The sequence below is a fragment of the Agrobacterium sp. LY4 genome, from assembly GCF_001526585.1.
GTDB classification, from domain to species: Bacteria; Pseudomonadota; Alphaproteobacteria; order Rhizobiales; family Rhizobiaceae; genus Agrobacterium; species Agrobacterium leguminum.
Window position 1 is genome coordinate 80,399 of sequence record NZ_ASYA01000003.1, and the last position, 18,001, is coordinate 98,399.

Annotated in this window: 14 protein-coding genes and 1 pseudogene; 10 read left to right on the forward strand and 5 right to left on the reverse strand. The window is 61.1% G+C overall.

Features of this window, described 5'->3' with window-relative positions:
- Positions 1-6: 6 nt before the first annotated feature.
- From tssI to tssH, 5 genes are all read right to left on the reverse strand, one after another.
- Positions 7-2,271: a type VI secretion system tip protein TssI/VgrG gene (tssI, locus tag L904_RS05605; RefSeq protein ID WP_035260949.1), complete on the reverse strand. Its 2,265-nt coding sequence runs from the start codon at positions 2,269-2,271 to the stop codon at positions 7-9.
- 13 nt (positions 2,272-2,284) lie between these two features.
- Positions 2,285-2,785 carry a type VI secretion system amidase effector protein Tae4 gene (locus L904_RS05610; RefSeq protein ID WP_035260951.1) on the reverse strand — a complete coding sequence of 167 codons (501 nt, stop codon included), beginning with the start codon at positions 2,783-2,785 and terminating at the stop codon, positions 2,285-2,287.
- An 11-nt stretch (positions 2,786-2,796) separates the two neighbouring features.
- Complete coding sequence (locus L904_RS05615) at positions 2,797-3,186, reverse strand: Rap1a/Tai family immunity protein (RefSeq protein ID WP_035260955.1); 390 nt, start codon at positions 3,184-3,186, stop codon at positions 2,797-2,799.
- 109 nt (positions 3,187-3,295) lie between these two features.
- On the reverse strand, positions 3,296-3,772 hold the full coding sequence (locus L904_RS05620) for an Hcp family type VI secretion system effector (protein WP_003504561.1): 477 nt from the start codon (positions 3,770-3,772) through the stop codon (positions 3,296-3,298).
- 57 nt (positions 3,773-3,829) lie between these two features.
- Complete coding sequence (gene tssH, locus L904_RS05625) at positions 3,830-6,484, reverse strand: type VI secretion system ATPase TssH (RefSeq protein ID WP_059762484.1); 2,655 nt, start codon at positions 6,482-6,484, stop codon at positions 3,830-3,832.
- A 220-nt stretch (positions 6,485-6,704) separates the two neighbouring features.
- Here tssH and tssA point away from each other — a divergent pair, with 220 nt between their 5' ends.
- From tssA to tssK, 10 genes and pseudogenes are all read left to right on the forward strand, one after another.
- On the forward strand, positions 6,705-7,760 hold the full coding sequence (gene tssA, locus L904_RS05630; RefSeq protein ID WP_080707348.1) for a type VI secretion system protein TssA: 1,056 nt from the start codon (positions 6,705-6,707) through the stop codon (positions 7,758-7,760).
- 67 nt (positions 7,761-7,827) lie between these two features.
- A complete protein-coding gene (gene tssB, locus L904_RS05635; protein ID WP_035263819.1) occupies positions 7,828-8,337 on the forward strand; it encodes a type VI secretion system contractile sheath small subunit in 510 nt (169 codons plus the stop codon).
- Between the two features lie 99 nt (positions 8,338-8,436).
- Positions 8,437-9,918 carry a type VI secretion system contractile sheath large subunit gene (gene tssC / locus L904_RS05640; RefSeq protein WP_035263814.1) on the forward strand — a complete coding sequence of 494 codons (1,482 nt, stop codon included), beginning with the start codon at positions 8,437-8,439 and terminating at the stop codon, positions 9,916-9,918.
- A 55-nt stretch (positions 9,919-9,973) separates the two neighbouring features.
- On the forward strand, positions 9,974-11,368 hold the full coding sequence (tssC, locus tag L904_RS05645) for a type VI secretion system contractile sheath large subunit (RefSeq protein ID WP_035263812.1): 1,395 nt from the start codon (positions 9,974-9,976) through the stop codon (positions 11,366-11,368).
- A complete protein-coding gene (locus tag L904_RS05650; RefSeq protein ID WP_020810661.1) occupies positions 11,365-12,189 on the forward strand; it encodes a type VI secretion system accessory protein TagJ in 825 nt (274 codons plus the stop codon). Before tssC (L904_RS05645) ends, L904_RS05650 begins: the two co-directional genes overlap by 4 nt.
- Positions 12,182-12,691: a type VI secretion system baseplate subunit TssE gene (gene tssE, locus L904_RS05655; RefSeq protein ID WP_020810662.1), complete on the forward strand. Its 510-nt coding sequence runs from the start codon at positions 12,182-12,184 to the stop codon at positions 12,689-12,691. The genes L904_RS05650 and tssE overlap by 8 nt, the downstream gene beginning before the upstream one ends.
- On the forward strand, positions 12,684-14,465 hold the full coding sequence (tssF, locus tag L904_RS05660; protein ID WP_020810663.1) for a type VI secretion system baseplate subunit TssF: 1,782 nt from the start codon (positions 12,684-12,686) through the stop codon (positions 14,463-14,465). Before tssE ends, tssF begins: the two co-directional genes overlap by 8 nt.
- A gap of 9 nt (positions 14,466-14,474) precedes the next feature.
- Positions 14,475-15,479 (forward strand): type VI secretion system baseplate subunit TssG, encoded by a 1,005-nt coding sequence (gene tssG / locus L904_RS05665; protein ID WP_020810664.1) that lies wholly within the window; start codon positions 14,475-14,477, stop codon positions 15,477-15,479.
- A gap of 4 nt (positions 15,480-15,483) precedes the next feature.
- Positions 15,484-16,689 (forward strand): type VI secretion system-associated FHA domain protein, encoded by a 1,206-nt coding sequence (locus L904_RS05670; protein ID WP_020810665.1) that lies wholly within the window; start codon positions 15,484-15,486, stop codon positions 16,687-16,689.
- Positions 16,690-16,714: 25 nt separating this feature from the next.
- Positions 16,715-17,949, forward strand: a pseudogene (gene tssK, locus L904_RS05675) (type VI secretion system baseplate subunit TssK); the annotation flags it as partial.
- Between the last annotated feature and the right edge of the window lie 52 nt (positions 17,950-18,001).

Consider the following 18,001-nt stretch of genomic DNA (forward strand, 5'->3'; position numbering starts at 1 on the left):
CCTCCCTCAGTTCAGATCGATCGGCTTGCCGCGAAGCTGAAAATGATCCGTCGCCACGAAGTTGAAGGTCTTGCCAAGAATGATGACCTCGCCATTCGCCTTCATGATGAACTTGGAATCACCGCATTCGATGACGAACTCTTCACCGACTGCAATCTTCTTGAACTTTCCGACGCTCTCCAGCGACGTCTGGCCTACATTCGTAACCTTGCTGACCCCGATCTGTTCAGCCCGCGCCACACCGACGCTGTCGGATTTGAACGTGCTGACGATCGTGTTCATGATGCCCGGCAGCGGAAACAATCCCGAAGCATCGGAACCGACCCCCGAGCCGGAGCCGGCAAGCGCCGTACCCGCATCCGCACGCGGGCTTGAGCCGGAAACGACACCCTCACGCGAGGAAAGACCGCCGGCGCCAAGGAAGCCGAGTGCGGATGAGGCGAGCGTGGTGGCGAAGGCCGCGACACCCGGGCCACCGCCGCCGGCGATCTGGGCGGCCTGCGAAAGAAGGCCGGCCGTTTGTCCGGAGAGCGCCTGCACGCCCGCCATCGCCATCATCGCCATCGGCCCCGTGCCGCCGACGACGGTGTTCACCGAGCCGCCGATCTCGTGTTTCTGGTTGCCGGAAACTTCCACCGCGCGGTTGCCGCCGACCGAGGCGACCTCATGCCGGTCGATGCGCTTGGTTCGGTCATTCAATACCCGCGTCGTCTGGTCCTTCTGGGCGTGGAAGAACTGGTTTTCCTTGCCGGCCTCATCCTCGAAGGTGATTTCGTTGAAACCGTCGCCCTTGTGGCTGTTGGAACGCAGCACCATGCGTGTCTTGTTGGCCGGCAGGTCGTAAGGCACGGAATTGGCCGGATTGTTGACCACGCCGATGACCAGCGGCTTATCCGGGTCGCCATCGACAAAGGCGACCATCACCTCCATGCCGATGCGCGGAATGACCTGCGCACCCCATGTGCCGCCGCCCCATGCCTGGCTGACCCGCACCCAGCAGGTATCCGTGCCATCCTTCTTCGCCTTGCGGTCCCACGGGAACCACAGCTTGATGCGGCCATATTGGTCAGGATGGATTTCTTCGCCTTCAGGGCCGGCGACGATCGCCACCTGCGTGCCTTCGATACGCGGGCGTTTTGTTGACCGGTGCGGCGTCAGCGGCACACGGGCGGGAATTGCCTCGAAGTGATTGCGGTATTCCGGCTCGTTGCCATTGGTCTCATAGGAAAGGTCGACGATATTGTGGCTTGCCCTGATGATCACATGCTCTTCATAGGCGTGTTCGGGATGGGCGACCTCGTAAGGCGTGAAACGGCGGCCTGCCTCCAGAATGCGCGAAGTCGACGAACCGAAAACCCGGTCATGATCGGCTTCGATGGACTGGGTGCGCAGTTTTTGCGCCCGCTCGGCCTCTTCCACCGTCTTGATGCGGGCCGGATATTCGTAAAGCTCGCGTTTCGTCGCATCCGGCATCTGCACCAGCGACGGCGTCATCGTGCCCGGCACCATGCCCGGTGTCTCGAAATTCCAGTCGGCACCCGCACGCTGGCCCGAGACATAGGAAAAACGCCGCGCCCAGTCGTTGATGTGGTTGCGATCCGACGACCCCTGCGCCAGGCGCACCGTCCCCTCCCCCTGGGCAGCCGGTGACGGCCCAAGCCAGCCGCTGGCGCTATCGGCCACATGCAGCTTGTGGGAACCATCCTCGTGGCTGAACCAGTAGAACAGGCCGTCCTCTTCGAAACGGCGGGTGAGATAATCGAGATCGGTCTCGTTCCATTGTACGCTGTAATGCTGTGCAGGCGGCGGAGAAATGATGCCCGATGTATCGGGAGCGGGAATGCCGTGTTCGGAAAACAGCGTCTCGACGACCTCCACCGCCGTCTTGTCCATCCAGATACGGCAATCCGACCGGCGCGACAGCAGCCACATTTGCGGGCGGATGGTCAGTGCATAGGAGCGCATCCCGCGTGTGATCGGCGGGCCCTCATGCAGTTCCGTCACCAGGCCGTTGAAGGGGCGGCGAACACCGCCGCCATCGCCGTCGCCCTGGCTTATTTCGATGGAGATATCGACCAGCCGTCCGATCAGTTCTTCGGGCTTGACCGCTTCCTTCTTCGCACGCACCGTCAGACGAATGTCGAAGAGCTGCGATACGCCCTCCTCGACGGACAGGCGCTCTGGCAGAAGCTGGTCTTCGCCAAGTGGCGAAGACACCTTCAAAACGCGGCTCGCCTGAACGAAATCGGAAAAAGACGGCTGGTCGTTCATGGGATACTCCTAATCAGGACCCGCGGCTGGACTGCAGGGGCCAGAACCAGATCGTTTCCGAATTGTAGTAGCAGGCCGATGCGCACTGGGTGGCTTCGGAGCCGCCGCGCACAAGATCGATATGACCGCCGCCGGTGTAACCGGGGATATTGTTGAACGCCACGACACCGTTGCGCGCACCGATGCCGTTGCGCGCCGTCGCGGGAGTGAAAGGCTCGGGTTCGCTAAGATAGCTCGTCCGCTTCATAAGGTTGGCAAGACGGCGCATGTTCACCTCTATGCCCTTACCGGCATGGGGGCCCTTCTGGATGCGGTGCGAGGCGGGCACGATGTTGATGCCCGACTTCACGAAAGCGATGCTGACGCGGATGGCGCAGGTATTGTGATAGTTCGGATTGCCGATGAAATCGTCCCAGCCGATTTCCGTGAACAGATCACGCTGGCTGAGATAGTTCGGATGCGACGGGTCGCTGCTCGGATAATTCTTATAGAGAGTGTCAAAGTTAACACGCATGGTTCGTCCCACTAGTTACTTTTCTGCTCACAGGGAAAGGAGACCTTGAGCGCCTCCCGCACGAGAGTGGCTGCCTGTTCATCCAGTTTTTCCGCAGGAAGATCGCCGAGATAGGTGTAGATCCGGTCGGTGAGTTCATGGGGCGCCACGGCACCCGCACCGCACCAGTCCGATACGCTTGTCAGATCGGCCACACCGGCGATATAGGCGCTCGATTTTGCGACGGAAACCAGCCGCCGCATTTCCGGATCAGACACTTCCGGGGCAAGTTTGCCCTCGATGGCCTGCTTGAGTTCAGCACCGGAGAATATCCATGTCCGTTCCTCGGCACCCGCCGGCGAAAGACCGGACAGAGCCAGAACAACCGGCACGGAAACAAAAAACGCATATAGGGAGCGCATGAAAAACCCGCCTCGTCCAACGTGGATGAGAAACATCACGACGTGAGCTGCAAAACTGCAATGAAAACGTTCCGGTGCCGGCAAATACCGGCACCGGGTCGCGTCGCTATCAAGCGGCCTTCGTCGTCGCCAGATCGTAAGAGGCGATCATCGGAGACTGCGGCGAGTTGTTGTCGTCGAACGGCGTGTACTTCACTTCCATCTTGGTGAAGTTGAGCTTGATGGTTTCCACCGGACGGTCACCGCTGGAATCCACCGAGTAGCTGGCGATGAGTGTGTTCGTCAGCAGATACTCGATATAGGTGTTACCCGGATTGCCCGTGGTCACCAGATGGATGGTTGCCAGCTTGCCAGTGCGGCCAGCGCAGGCTTCCTGGAAAAGCTTGGTGGAAGAAGAATCGCTAACCTTGGTCAGAATGACTTCCGAAATGGTCGGTTCGGATGCTTCGCGGTTTGCAGCAGAACCGGCAGACGTGTTCATGTTGCGCGCTACGTTCCAGTGAATGGCTTCGATGTCCATCCACTTGCGGTGTTCCTCATGCGTGGCGTCGCCCTGGATACCGTCAATCTGCAGATAAATTGGCATGCTGTAAGCTCCTGTAGCTGAAATGACCTCTTGCTTCGAGGCCGCGTTACCCTTCGTTTAATGCCGCATGCGTCGGGTAGCCCCATCCGACGCGGCAACTTTATCCACCCCACCCTCTTCGGACGCGGCGAATTCATCTGTTTCCCCAGCCGCTTCGGCACGAATGCCGAACCTGTTTTCACCAAAATCGACAACGATCTTGCCCACGCGTTCTCCCGCGATGACTTTCTCGAGGAAAAAGCTGGAAAGAGGCGGCAGGAGATCCTTGCCGATCATGATGTCGATGGCGCGTGCGCCAATTTCACTTGCACCGGCGCGCGCCACCAACGCGTCGCGCGCGGCATCGGAAAGGGTCAGGTCGGCGCCATATGTTGCGAGAACACGCTCCCTGATCTTGCCGATCTGCATATCCACGATCCTTGCGAGCTCTTCCGCACCGAGCGGCATGAAAGGCAGGATGATCGTGCGCCCGAGGAATGCGGGCTTGAACTGTCTGGTCAGCTCCGGCATCAGCAGCGCTTCCAGCGCCTCGCCTTCCGGCATCGTATCCGGATCGGCAGAGAGCGCGGCCAGCAGTTCCGAACCGGTATTGGCCGTCATGAAGATCGTGGTGTTCTTGAAATCGACATCGCGGCCTTCGCCATCGCGGAGCACGCCCTTGTCGAACACCTGATAGAAAATATCCTGGACGCCGGGATGGGCCTTGTCGATCTCATCGAGAAGGAGAACGCCGAACGGCCGGCGGCGCACCGCTTCCGTCAACACGCCGCCTTCGCCGAAACCGACATAACCGGGCGGCGAACCGAGAAGCAGCGAAACCTTGTGCTCCTCCTTGAACTCCGACATGTTGATCGTCGTCAGATGGCTATTGCCGCCATAGAGCAGATCGGCCAGCGACAGCGCCGTCTCGGTCTTGCCCGTTCCGGACATGCCGACGAGGAAGAACACTGCGGGCGGGCGGCGTGGATCGGACAATCCGGCACGGGCGGTGCGCATGGCATCGGCGATGCGGCCGATTGCAGCATCCTGCCCCACGACCCGCTGGCGCATGCGCGCATCCAATGTGCGCGCGCTTTCGATTTGGTCGGCCAGAAGCTTACCGAGCGGAATTCCGGTCCAGCGCGATACGACGGATGCAATCGCTTCACGATCGACCACCGTCGGCACTAGTCTTTCGGCATTTGCCGGTTTGGTCTCAGCCGCAGGCCGCAAGCGCGACACATTCGACGCGCCGGTTTCAACGGGCTGCTCTTCGCTGAGTTCAGCCATTTCCGCATCGTAACGGCCGCGCAGATCGTCGATCCCGCTCTCAAGCTTCTCGACTTCGTCGCGTATCGACTGGATACGGCTTTGCATCTCGTCATCCTGCGGTTCACGCAGAAGCCAGTTCAACTCATCGGTCAGAAGACGCCGCTCGCTTTCCATGGCACGCAGCCGTTCCGGCAGGGTCTGCCGCGCCAGCGAAACGGCGGCCGCCGCCGTATCGAGAAGGCTGACGGCCTTGTCCGGCAATTGCCGCGCCGGCATGTAACGCGCCGATAATTGCACCGCCGCCACAATCGCCTCGTCACGAACGATAACGTTATGATGGCTGACGAAGCTGTCGGCGACACCGCGCAACATGCGGATCGCAGTCGTCTCATCCGGCTCGCGCACATGCACGGGCTGGAAACGACGCGTCAGCGCCGCATCCTTTTCGAAGTATTTCTTGTATTCGCTCCAGGTCGTCGCCGCGACGGTGCGCACTTCTCCCCGTGCGAGAGCGGGCTTGAGAATATTGGCCGCATCGCCCTGTCCGGCCGCACCGCCTGCGCCGACAAGGCCATGCGCCTCGTCGATGAACAGGATGACCGGCTCGGCCGAGCGTTTTACCGCATCGATCACGCCATGAAGACGGCGCTCGAACTCACCCTTCACGCCGGCGCCGGCCTGCAGCAGCGAAATATCGAGGTTCAGCAGGCGGACGTTGCGCAATTTTTCCGGCACATTTCCGGAAGCGATTTCCAGCGCCAGCGCTTCGGCGACCGCCGTTTTGCCGACACCGGCCTCACCCACCAGAATAGGGTTGTTCTGACGACGGCGCGTAAGAATATCAACGAGTTGGCGCAATTCATCATCGCGCCCGATCACCGGATCGACCTTGCCGTTCCGGGCGTCGGCGGTCATGTCCTGGGTGTAAAGGCGCAGAAAATCGTTCTGGCCGGCGGCCGGCGCGGCACCTGCCGCCGCGGAAGGAACCTCTCTTCCGCTGCTGTCTTCAACCGAACTGCGAAGGCGTTCGAGAGCCGCGCGATCCATCGCCTTCAGCGACGGAAATGCAGAGCGGACGAAAGAGCGGAGCGAGGTTTCCTCATCCATCGCCAGAAGCAGGTCGCAAAGCGTCACGCGGTCGCGCCCGGCCTCCAGCGACGCGAGAACCCATGCCTCGCGGCCCGCCGTCAGGACGTTCTGGGAGAGCGACAATGCCTCTCCATCGCCGATAACGGCCTCTTCCAGGCTGCGGCCGATTTCCGCCTGCAATACCTGAAGTGGAATTTTTAATTCCTCGAATGTTTTCGCATAGATGCCGGCATCTACAACCGCCAGCAGCCAATGCGGGATATCCACGTACCTGTGCCCCATACGCACCGCAACGGAAGCCGCAGCTTCAAGGGTGACGCGCAGGTCAGGCTCAAGCGCTTCAACGAGGCGATTGAGATCGATATGCGACATGCAATGAGCCTCCTGCCCGGGTTCATTCCACAACGTGACGTGGAATAACTATGATGATGAAACCGGGTTGTCCACCCCGAAGTTTATTTTTTATCGGGTTAGATTAGGCAGTAGACGCCACAATTTAGACACATTTTGAATAAGTCTGTCTGAGGAATAGCCTTACGTAAGGGAAGTAACTACAAAAAATCCATTACTATTTTCTGGGGATAGACTGCTCTTGAACGCGCCGCATGTTAAAAGAGATATAGAATTTTTTGGAGATTGCGGAGAAAACATCCGCATCGATTCAAGAACGCGTGAAATATACTATAGAATTAAGGACGAAAGAAACCAGGCGCGCACAGAAGAGCGCGCCGCATCCCCACAGGATAACTTAAAGATCTCCAGTAGCTGGGACAGTGTCAGCAATCTTGGATTGCAGATTATATATTCCGAAAGCAAGGACATAGAAATATTGGCGTGGCTTGCCGAAGCAAGCCTGCGGCTGCGCGGCTTTCCTGGACTGCGAGAAATCTATGAGCTTTGTGGCGATCTTTTTTACAACCACTGGGACTCATTGCGCTCCATCAGCGATGATAATGATGAGGAAAAATTTGCACCTTTTGCGGGATTGAACGGCATCGGCACCGAGGGAACGCTTGTGCAGCCGCTTCGGCTTGCGCCGCTGATCCCCGGGGGGAAATTTGGAGAGCACAGCCTCTGGGATTTCCAGCTGGCGCAGCGACCGAACGAGAGCAAACGGCGCGAAGAACTGTATCGGCTGGCATCGGAAGCAGGCGTTGCCGCCATGTCTTCCCATCTGGCCGAGGTCAACGCCTGTCTCTCCAGCTTCGACGCCATCATGGCGGTTCTTTCCGAACGCTGCGGCCAGTCCGCGCCACCCAGCTCCAACATCCGCAACACGCTCATCGAAGCTGCCGCGGCGATCCGCACGCTGGGCGGGCGCGAGCAGGAGCCGGCACCGGTCGAGCAGGCGGCGGCCGCGGTTCCTGGAACCAACGACAACGGGCAACCGGCGGCACGAACAGCCGCGACGTCACCGGAAGGCATATCTTCACGCGACGAAGCGTTTGAAACTCTTCTTTCGGTTGCGCGTTACTTTCGCCGAACCGAACCGCATTCGCCGATCTCTCTTTCCATCGAAACGCTGGTTCGCAGGGGGCGCATGGATTTTTCCGAACTGCTGGCGGAGCTTCTGCCCGAGGCACAGGCCCGCAATGCAGTTCTGACGGCCGCCGGGATTAAGCCCGGCGGAGACAACAACGGAAAATAACGAGGCAAGGGACGGAAACGCCGTCCCGTAACAGTCAGCCATGCCAAGGGGCATCAAGGAGGTTGAAATGGCAAGTGTACACGAAAAGCTGGAACGGGTTCGCAAGCCCCGCGTCCACATCAAATACGAAGTCGAAACCGAAGGCGCGATGGTGGTCAAGGAACTGCCCTTCGTCGTCGGCGTTCTCGGCGATTTCTCGGGCAATCCCACCCAGCCGCTGAAGCCGTTCGGCGAGCGCAAATTCGTTCAGATCGACCGCGACAATTTCGATGAGGTGATGCGCCGCATGACGCCTGGCCTCAACATTGCCGTTGCCAACACGCTGCAGAAAGACGGCACGGACATGCAGGTCAACCTGAAGTTCGAAAGCATGGACGATTTCGAACCCGGCGCCGTCGTGCAGCAGGTTCCCGCCCTCAAGGCGCTTCTGGACGCCCGCAACGAACTGCGCGACCTGCTTTCCAAGGCCGACCGTTCGGAAGATCTGGAGCGGATGCTGGAAGATATTCTGCAGAACAAGACCGATCTCGCAACGCTGGTTTCCGAACTCAAGGAAAAGAACGGCGCGAGCAAATAATCGCCTGTGCGGAGGAAAACCTCCCCGAACGGCCCCGATTGCGGGGCTTCAACTGTTCAAGCGGCATTTTTTCAAAGCCGCATGTGGAAGGACTGAAACATGAGCGCTGAAAGCCTGCTGAAAAACGAAGCACAGGCAACGACCGCCGAAGATCAGGGACTGCTGTCCAAGGTGGTTGCCGCAACCCGCCAGACCGAACCGGACCGCGCGCAAAATCTTCTGCGCACGCTGACAGACCAGGCGCTGAAGGGAACGGTCAAATACGACCGCAACCTCACCGTCACCCTCAACCACGCCATTGCCGAACTGGACCGGACGATTTCCGAACAGCTTGCCGCCATCATGCAGGCGCCGGAATTCGCCAAGCTCGAAGGCACCTGGCGCGGGCTCAACTATCTCGTCAAGAATTCCGAGACGAGCGTCAACCTGAAGATCCGCGTCATGAATGCCGGCAAGCGGGAACTGGCGCGCGATCTGGAAAAGGCCGTGGAATTCGATCAGTCGCGCCTCTTCAAGGCGATCTACGAAGACGAATTCGGCACCCCCGGCGGCGAACCGCTCGGCGCGATCATCGGCGATTACGAATTCGACAATTCCTTCGACGACGTGCAACTGCTGCAGGGCGTCTCATCGATTGCGGCGGCGGCTTTCGCACCGTTCATCTCGGCGGCAAGCCCGCACATGTTCGGCTTCGAGGATTATCGCGATCTCGCCCGTCCGCGCGATCTGGAGAAGATCTTCGATACGGTGGAATATGCCAAGTGGCGCAGCTTCCGCGAAAGCGACGATTCCCGTTTCGTCACGCTCGCTTTGCCGCGTGTTCTGGCGCGCATGCCCTATGGCCCGAAAACCAACCCGATCGACGATTTCGCCTATGACGAAACCAGGGGTGCGGTGAATGGCGACCTGCAGCATGACGAATATTGCTGGATGAACGCCGCCTATGTCATGGGAACGAAGCTGACCGACGCTTTTGCAAAGAGCGGCTGGTGCACGGCGATCCGCGGTGCGGAAAATGGCGGCCGGGTGGAAAATCTGCCCATGCACGTCTTCTCCAGCGATGACGGCGATCTCGATCTCAAATGCCCGACGGAAGTGGGCATTACCGACCGCCGCGACGCCGAACTCGGCAAGCTCGGCTTCCTGCCGCTCTGCCACTACAAGAACACGGATTATGCGGTGTTCTTCGGTGCCCAGACCGCGCACAAGCCGAAGCTTTACGACAAGCCGGAAGCCACGGCCAACGCCGCCGTTTCGGCCCGCCTGCCCTACATCATGGCCACGTCGCGCTTCGCGCATTACCTCAAAGTGATGGGCCGCGACAAGATCGGCTCCTTCATGGAAGCGTCCGACTGCGAAGTCTGGCTCAACCGCTGGATCGCCAACTACGTCAACGCCAATGACGAAGCGGGCGAAGAAAGCCGGGCGAAATATCCGCTGCGCGACGCCAAGGTGACCGTGCAGGAAGTGCCGGGCAAACCCGGCGCCTACAATGCGGTCGCATGGATGCGGCCCTGGTTGCAGATGGAAGAACTGACGACCTCGCTGCGCATGGTCGCCCGCATTCCGTCCAAGAACTGAACCCGGACCGGGGTGGTCCGCCACCCCGGCCCCGTTCTTCACCCGGAGCCCGCTCATGGCGCATCAGTCCTTTTCGGACGCCCGCATTTTCGCCGACCAGCTCATCGCCCTCATCGACGATGCGCTGACCGGCCAGGTGAACGCCATTCTCCATCACCCTGATTTTCAGGCGATGGAAGCGAGGTGGCGCGGGCTTGCCATGGTCGTTCGCGAGGCTGGCCGCGGCGCCGACGTCAAGGTGAAGCTGCTGAATGCCAGCTGGCGCGATCTTGCACGCAACACGGAACGCGCCACCGACTTCGACCAGAGCCATCTTTTCGAAGTCGTCTATAATCGCGAATTCGGCATGCCGGGCGGCGAACCCGTCGGCCTGTTGATCGGCGACTACGCCTTTTCCCCCGATGATCTTCAAGGCGCCGATTCCATCACGACGCTGTCGCAGATCGGCATGGTGGCTGCGGCCGCCTTCTGCCCCTTCGTCGCGGCGGCAGCACCTTCCGCCGTCGGCCTGCAAGACTTCGCCGAACTCAGCCGAGTCCACGACTTTTCCTCGCTGAAGCAGGATAAATCGCGGCTGCGGTGGAATGCGCTGCGCGCACGCGACGATTCCCGCTTCGTCGGCCTTGTTGCGCCGCGCGTTTTGCTGCGCTCGCCCTACAGGCCCTATGCGCGGGGGCGCGATGACGGATTTCCATTCCGCGAGCATGTGGCGGAAAGCGGCGAGACCCTGCTGTGGGGCAACGCCGCCTTTGCCTTTGCAACGGTGGTGGTGCGCAATTTCGTCGATTCCGGCTGGTTTGCGGATCTGCGCGGTGTGACGCAGGACGCGGTGGATGGCGGCATGCTCTCTTCCCGGCAATTGCCGCCGCTCGATCTCGGCATCGAAAGCAACAGCCTTTCCGCACAGCCGCCCGTCGAGGTGCAGCTGACGACCGGGCAGGAGCAGCAATTTTCCGATCTCGGCATCGTGCCCGTCTCCACCACCTATCTCTCCGGCATGGCGATCTTCAACGCCAACCAGTCCCTGCATGCACCCGGCCATTATTCCAGCGAAGCGGCAAGACAGAACGCCCGCCTCGCGGCCATGCTGCAATATGTGCTGTGCGCCTCCCGGTTCTCGCATTACCTCAAGGTCATTATGCGCGACGATATCGGCCAGCTGAGCGATGCCTCGACGATAGAGCGCAAGCTGGAAGGCTGGCTTTCCTCCTACACGCTCGGCAATGACGATGCGGAAGCGGCGCTGCGCACGCGCTACCCGCTGCGCTCCGCCGGGATCAACGTCTTCGAGGTTCCCGGTAAGCCCGGAACATTCTCCTGCACCGTGCGCCTTCAGCCGCATTTCCAGCTCGATGACGTCTCCACGAGCTTCCATCTCATTGCCGAAACCATGATGGCGCCCGCCGCCGCATCCCGGTCTCAGGCCGAGCCGCAAAGGATACCCGCATGACGCTGCGCGACGATATTTCCCGCCTTCTCGACGATGACCGGCTGCAGGACGCGATCGGGCTTGCCCGCGAACACGTCAAAACGAAGCCAACCGACAAGGATGGCCGCCATTTCTACATCGACCTGCTGGTCCTTGCCGGCGACTATGAGAAGGCCGATGCGCAATGCAATCTGGCCGCAACATTCTCGCCGCAGGAAAGCGTCGGCTTTTCTCTCTTTCGCCATCAGCTGCGCGCCATGGCCGCACGCAATGCGTGGTTCGAAAACGGCGCGGTGCCGGATTTCCCCGGCGGTCCGTCCGAACTCGATCAATTGGCCATCCGGGCGAACATCGCCGCACGCAGCGGCGATGCGGATGCCGCCAGAACCGCGCTGGCTGAACTCGATGAAAAGCGCGGCAATGTACCAATCGGCCGCAACGGCAAGAGCGCCGGCGATATTCGCGATCTGGACGACCGGATTCCGCATGCGCTGGAGGTGCTGACCAATGGCGGCCGCTACCTCTGGATCGATTACGGCCGCATAGAAAGCCTCGCCATCGACCCTATGAGCCGCCCGCGCGACCTCGCTTTCCGCGGGGCTGAGCTGACGTTGCGCGACGGCGCGGTCGCATCCGTGCTGCTTCCGGCCATCTATCACGGTGCGAAGGACGATGTCAGCCTCCTCCTCGGCCGGGAAACCCGATGGAGCGAGGAAGACCAGCCTCTGGCAACCGGGCAAGGCCAGCGCTGCCTGCTGATTGGCGACGATGTGGTGCCGTTCCACGAGATCGGCGCTCTCTCCGCCGCCTCCGACGATGAAAGGCAGATCGCCCGTGGTTGATCCGCTCGAGCAATATCGCGCGCGGCAGAGAACGCTGTCACGCTCCGTTCTGGACCGGCTGCTCGATGACGCGCCGGATGCGGAAACGGATATGCTCGTCAGCCTGAAGGATCAGGCGCGCGAGATGCGCGAGGTGATCCGCCGCGATCTCGAGGCATTGCTCAACACCCGCCGTAACCCCGCCGGTCCGCCGGCAGCGCTGAAAGAGCTTACCGATGCGCTGGTGAGCTATGGCGTGGACGGCATTCTTTCGGCCAATCTGGTGACGGATGCCTCCAAAACGCGGCTTGCACGCAGCATCGAGCGGCGGATTTCCCTGTTCGAAACCCGCCTTGGCGATGTGCATGTGACGATCCTGAAAAACCGCACGGATGGCGACCGGGCGCTTCGCATGCGCATACAGGCGAGTTTCCGCCTTCAGGAAGGCATGCCGCCGATCAGCTTCGAATCCCGGATCGATCCGTCAACGCAGCGTTTCCTGGTGGAGGCGACGAATGGCTGACGGCTTTCTCGAAAAATACAATGACGAGCTTTTCGCGCTCCGAAAACGCGCTTCGCGTTTCGCAGCGGCGTTTCCGAAGATCGCCGGCCGGCTGCGCATGACGGGCGATGTCGCCGACGATCCGCATGTCGAGCGGTTGATCCAGAGCTTCGCCTATTCCGCCGCCCGTGTGCGCCAGAAGCTGGACGACGAGTTTCCCGAACTGTCGGACAGTCTCTTGGAAACGCTCTACCCGCATTATCTTGCGCCGATCCCGTCCATGAGCGTGGTTCAGTTCACCCCAAGCACGGCGCTCGCAACCGTGCAGACGCTTCCCCGGCACAGTGAAATCCTTGCCGAGCCGGTGGGTGGTGAAAGCTGCCGTTTTCGCACCACGCAGGCGGTGGAAATCGCGCCACTGCAAATCGCAGCCGCAACGCTGTCCGGCCAGCCGATCGACGCGCCTTTTTCGGCCTCGTTTGCCGGTGCCGCCAGCTGCCTGCGGCTTTCGCTGCGCAGCACGGCGCCGCGCGGCGGCACCTTCCCGGAAATAGGCTTGACGAAGCTTCAGATTTTTCTGTCCGCCGCATGGCAGCAGGCCACGGCGCTTTACGAGCTTTTGACCAACCATTGCGTGGGCATGGCGCTTGCGCGGCACGCCGAGGACAAGGAAGCCGTTTTCCTGCCCGCCGGCAATCTCACACCATCCGGCTATACGCGCGATCAGGCCATGTTGCCCTATCCGGCCAACAGTTTTGACGGATACCGGCTTCTCACCGAATTCTTCGCGCTGCCGCAGAAATTTCTCTTTCTCGATATCGACGGGCTGCACAAATGGAGCGGCGGCGATTGCGAACTTTACATCTATCTGGATGCAGCGGACACGCAGCTTGAGCGCATGGTGTCGGTCCGGGATTTCGTGCTGAACGCCTCGCCAGTCATCAACCTGTTCAAACAAAGCTGCGAACCGCTCAGCCTCGATGGCACGCGCACGGAATACCGGCTGCTGCCGGATGCACGGCGGCAGCGGACCCGCGAAATCTATGCCGTCGAAAACGTCCAGCTAACCAGCCGTTCCGGACAGACGGAAAAGACCTCCCCGTTCTTCGGCCGCACCCAGCGCAACAACGGTGCAAACGTGTTCTGGCAGATACAGCGCCGTTTCGATGACGACGGTTCTTCCGATACGGACATCGCCTTCGTGGATCAGAAGCGCGGACCGCTTGGACCGCTCGACATGGTGGCGAGCATCGATACGCTGTGCATCAATCGCGAGTTGCCAAGCCAGCTCCTCTTTGGCGGCGGCCACCCCTTCCTGCAGCTTTCGACCGGCAACGAGGCGGTGAAATCCATCCATGCGCTGATGCCGCCGACGGCGGCGATCCGCGTCAACGAACGCTCGGCGCGTGAATGGCGGCTGATCTCGCATCTGCTCCTCAACCATCTCTCCCTCACCGACAGCGGCGGCGCGCCGCTGAAGGACATTCTGTCGCTTTATTCCTTCAGGGACAGCCCGGAGACCCGGCAGCTCGTGGAGGCGATCAGCAATGTCGAGGCGCAGAATTCCCATGCCCGGATCGGCTCGGCCATGGTGCCGGGAACGGATATCACCGTGGAGTTCGACCCCGCGCTGATAGCGCGGCCTGCCGCATTTGTTTTCGCCAATGTCCTCAATCATTTCTTCGGGCTCTACACCTCGATCAACAGCTTCACGCGGCTGACTGCGACGATGCGCGGCCATTCCAAACCGATTGCCCGCTGGCCTGCCCGCGCAGCCGACCGGCCGCTGCTCTAGGAGACCGGGATGGAACAGCAGACGCCAACCATGAAAGACCGGCAAGCGGCGCTTCTCAGCGACGATCCCGGCCGTTTTGAGCCCGCCACCGCGTTTCGCGTCGCCCAGCTGGTTTCGGCGGATGACGGGATTGTCGTCGGCGCCCATGGCGGAACACAGCCGACACCGCTGGCGATCAGCGGTTTCAACCGCAAACGCGGCCAGGCCGAACTGAAATCCGCCTTCGCGCCCATTGTCGGGCCGCTCGGTTCGCTACCGCCGGCCTATGGCGAATTGCTGCAACGGGAAGAGCGCAATCGCTCCGGTGCGCTGGCGAGCTTCTTCAATCTGTTCGCGGCAAGGTTCAGCGAACTGTTCGTATTCGCAACGGAAAAATACCGCCTGGCAAGGGGATTGCGCTGGTCGGCCGAGCAGCGGGAGAACGGTTTCCGCAAAACCCTGCTTGCACTCACCGGGTTCCGCACAGTCGGTCTGGTCGAGAAGGCAGGCGTGAGCGAAGATGCGCTTCTGCGGTTCAGCGGTCTTCTGGCCGCTCGCAACCGCAATGTTTCGGCCCTGACCTCGATGCTTTGCGAATTCACGGGACTTCCGGTCCATGTCGAACAGTTTCGCCGGCGATGGGTGGCTTTGCCGCTTCACGAACAAAGCCAGCTCGGACAGGCATCCGGGCTGAGGCTCGGACAGAACACGACGGCGGGAAGCGCTGTCGAAGATATGAGCGGCGGCTTCCGGATCGTGATCGGTCCCGTTGCCTATGCGGATTATCTGGCCCTGACGCCCGGATCGAAGCGGCTTGCGGAGATATTTTCGCTGACACGCCTGTTCGTCGGAAGCGCATTGCATTTCGATGTGCAGGTGATCCTGAAAAAGGAGGACATTCCCTTTTGCCGCCTCGGCCAGTCCGATGCCCCCGCCCGCCTCGGCTGGAATAGCTGGGCTCGCGTGGCGCCCGCGGAAAAAGACAGCGCCGATGCTGTGGTGACCGAGCGCGAAGGCTCGGCGATTTCCGCGTGAGGGCATGAACATGAAGCTTGCACTCAAGGACACACGAAATATCGGAGCCGCAAGAGCCAGTCAGTGGAGCTTCGAGCGCGGCCGCCGCGTCATCGGCCGGTCTCGCGATTGCGACTGGCAGATCGACGACAATGAGCGGCGCGTTTCCAAGCTGCACTGCACGCTGAGCCGCGATGGCGAAGGTTTTACGATCCTTGACCAGAGCGCGAACGGCACGCTGGTCGATGGCCGCCTGCTGCTGGAAGGCGAAAGCGCGCGTCTCCGCGACGGTTCGCAAATCAACATTGGCGGGCAGGTTTTTCAGGTCGCCATCAGCGGCGATGCCGAGCTGGATTTTTCCGATCCCGACGCATCCCTGCGCATGAGTGACGAGCCGCTGACCATTTCGGCGATCCTTGCCGACATCGCCCCGAACGGCCGTTCGGCCGGCGGCGTGATGGGCAATACCGCCTCCGCCGACGACTGGTCCGAAACATGGCGCGAGGGCGCGAAGCGGAAGGCGAAATCCATTTCGCGAAATGTCGAGATCGGCTGGAGCGAACCGCCCTCGGCGCGCGGAATAGGCGCCGTTCTGCCTGATAACTGGGACGAGGAGCCGGTTGCAAGCAGCGAGCACGAACATACCGACGCACTGAACACGCCGGTCATGATCTCTCGTCCGGTTTCGGCCTCAGATAACGAGGATTTCGACAGCGTTTTCCCGGAAGCAGGCGAAGACCTGACCCCAGAGGGCGCATCGGCTGCGGGCGCTTCGACCGCGCAGGAGATCGGCGATCTTCTGACCGCGCTGGAGCAGGAAAGCGCCGATTGTCTGGCCATTCTCGACATTGAAGGCGAGCGCACCGGCCACGGTTCGTCAGCCTCCCTGAGCGAGCGGATGGAAACGCTCATCCGCCAGCAGCGGCGGCTCGCCGCCTCTCTTGAAACCCTTATCCACGGCTGCACGCAAAAACTCGAGCCGAGGCTTCTCGAAGCCTCCGTCGATGCCGGTAACGATCTTCGTGCCAAAATCGAGCGCCGCGACTGGCAGGGACTGATCATGAAGACCGACTACTGGTCCACTTACAAAAAGCAATTTGAGGAAAACGGCCGTCCATTGCCGGTCAGGCAGTTCCTGCAGCGGGCAGCGCGCGGTGAGGCCGCGCCCACGCAGGAACCTGACGCGATAACGGCCGATGCAAAGGGGGTAAACAACCACGATGAGACATGAGAACCGTGTTGCCTGGAGCGAGGGCATGTTTCTTCGCGTTCAGCATTTTCAGCAATCCGACCGCTGGACCGAACGGCTGGTGCGCAACACCACGCGCAACCTCTCGCCTTACCCGTGGGGCATCGCCGAAATCGGCGTGGACCGCAGCGCGCTGTCGATAGGGCAATTTGCCCTGTCGAACCTGCGCGGCGTTCTTCCCGATGGAACGCCTTTCGAGGCGCCGGAGGATTCCGACCTGCCGCCGCCGCTCGATCTCGACGAAAGCGTCAAGAACGCCGTTATCTATCTCGCCCTGCCGGCCCGGCAGCCGGGCAAGGCCGACATGTCCGCCAGCGGCCGCAACGATGCGAACAATGTGCGCTTCACCGCCTCCAGCTATGAGGTCTCCGACACCAATATCGAGACGGATTTCGTGGCCCCCATCGATGTCGGCCGTCTCAGCCTGAAATTCCTGAAAACCGGCGACGATCTTTCCGGTTACGATCTCATCGGTCTTGCAAGGGTCATCGAGGTCCGCTCAGACCGCGCGGTCATTCTGGAGCCGGATTTCATTCCTCCGAGCCTCAGCTGCGCGGCGGCGCCCCGCCTCAACGAATTGTTGACGGAGCTTCTGGGGATCGTGCGCCACCGCGCCCAGGCGATTGCCGAACGCATCGGCGATCCGACGATCAGGGGAACGGCGGAAGTGGGCGATTATTTCCTGCTGCAAATCCTCAACCGGGCCGATCCGCTGCTGGCGCATCGCTGCGCCAACGCCACGCGTTTTCACCCCATCCGCTTTTACGAAGACTGCATCCAGCTTGCCGGCGAGCTTGCGACCTTCACCACGGACAAAAAGCGGGCGACGGATTTCCCGCCCTATCGGCACGAAGACTTGAAAGCCACCTTCGGGGCGGTTTTCGACGATCTGCGCACATCGCTGTCAGCGGTTCTGGAACAGGCGGCCGTTGCGATCGAGCTGGTGGAGCGCCGCCACGGCGTCCGCGTCGGCACCATCCACGACCGCACGCTGCTGCGCGATGCCGGCTTCGTGCTTGCCGTGCGCGCGGATATGGCCGCCGAAGACATTCGCCGCCGCCTGCCGGCACAGATCAAGGTGGGGCCGGTGGAGCGGATTTCCGAACTGGTCAATGTGGCGCTGCCCGGCATTCCCGTGCGCTCCCTGCCGGTCCTGCCGCGGCAATTGCCCTTCGGTCCGGCACCGTCTATTTCGAGATCGACACGCAATCACCCCTCTGGAAGCAGCTTGAGACCTCCGGCGCGATTGCCCTGCATCTGGCGGGCGAGTTCCCCGGGCTTGAGATGGAAATGT

Coding starts and splice junctions, on each gene's coding strand:
- tssI (WP_035260949.1), bottom strand. CDS start 2,271: ATGAACGACCAGCCGTCTTTTTCCGATTTCGTTCAGGCGAGCCGCGTT.
- L904_RS05610 (WP_035260951.1), bottom strand. CDS start 2,785: ATGCGTGTTAACTTTGACACTCTCTATAAGAATTATCCGAGCAGCGAC.
- L904_RS05615 (WP_035260955.1), bottom strand. CDS start 3,186: ATGCGCTCCCTATATGCGTTTTTTGTTTCCGTGCCGGTTGTTCTGGCT.
- L904_RS05620 (WP_003504561.1), bottom strand. CDS start 3,772: ATGCCAATTTATCTGCAGATTGACGGTATCCAGGGCGACGCCACGCAT.
- tssH (WP_059762484.1), bottom strand. CDS start 6,484: ATGTCGCATATCGATCTCAATCGCCTCGTTGAAGCGCTTGAGCCTGAC.
- tssB (WP_035263819.1), top strand. CDS start 7,828: ATGGCAAGTGTACACGAAAAGCTGGAACGGGTTCGCAAGCCCCGCGTC.
- tssC (WP_035263814.1), top strand. CDS start 8,437: ATGAGCGCTGAAAGCCTGCTGAAAAACGAAGCACAGGCAACGACCGCC.
- tssC (WP_035263812.1), top strand. CDS start 9,974: ATGGCGCATCAGTCCTTTTCGGACGCCCGCATTTTCGCCGACCAGCTC.
- L904_RS05650 (WP_020810661.1), top strand. CDS start 11,365: ATGACGCTGCGCGACGATATTTCCCGCCTTCTCGACGATGACCGGCTG.
- tssF (WP_020810663.1), top strand. CDS start 12,684: ATGGCTGACGGCTTTCTCGAAAAATACAATGACGAGCTTTTCGCGCTC.
- tssG (WP_020810664.1), top strand. CDS start 14,475: ATGGAACAGCAGACGCCAACCATGAAAGACCGGCAAGCGGCGCTTCTC.
- L904_RS05670 (WP_020810665.1), top strand. CDS start 15,484: ATGAACATGAAGCTTGCACTCAAGGACACACGAAATATCGGAGCCGCA.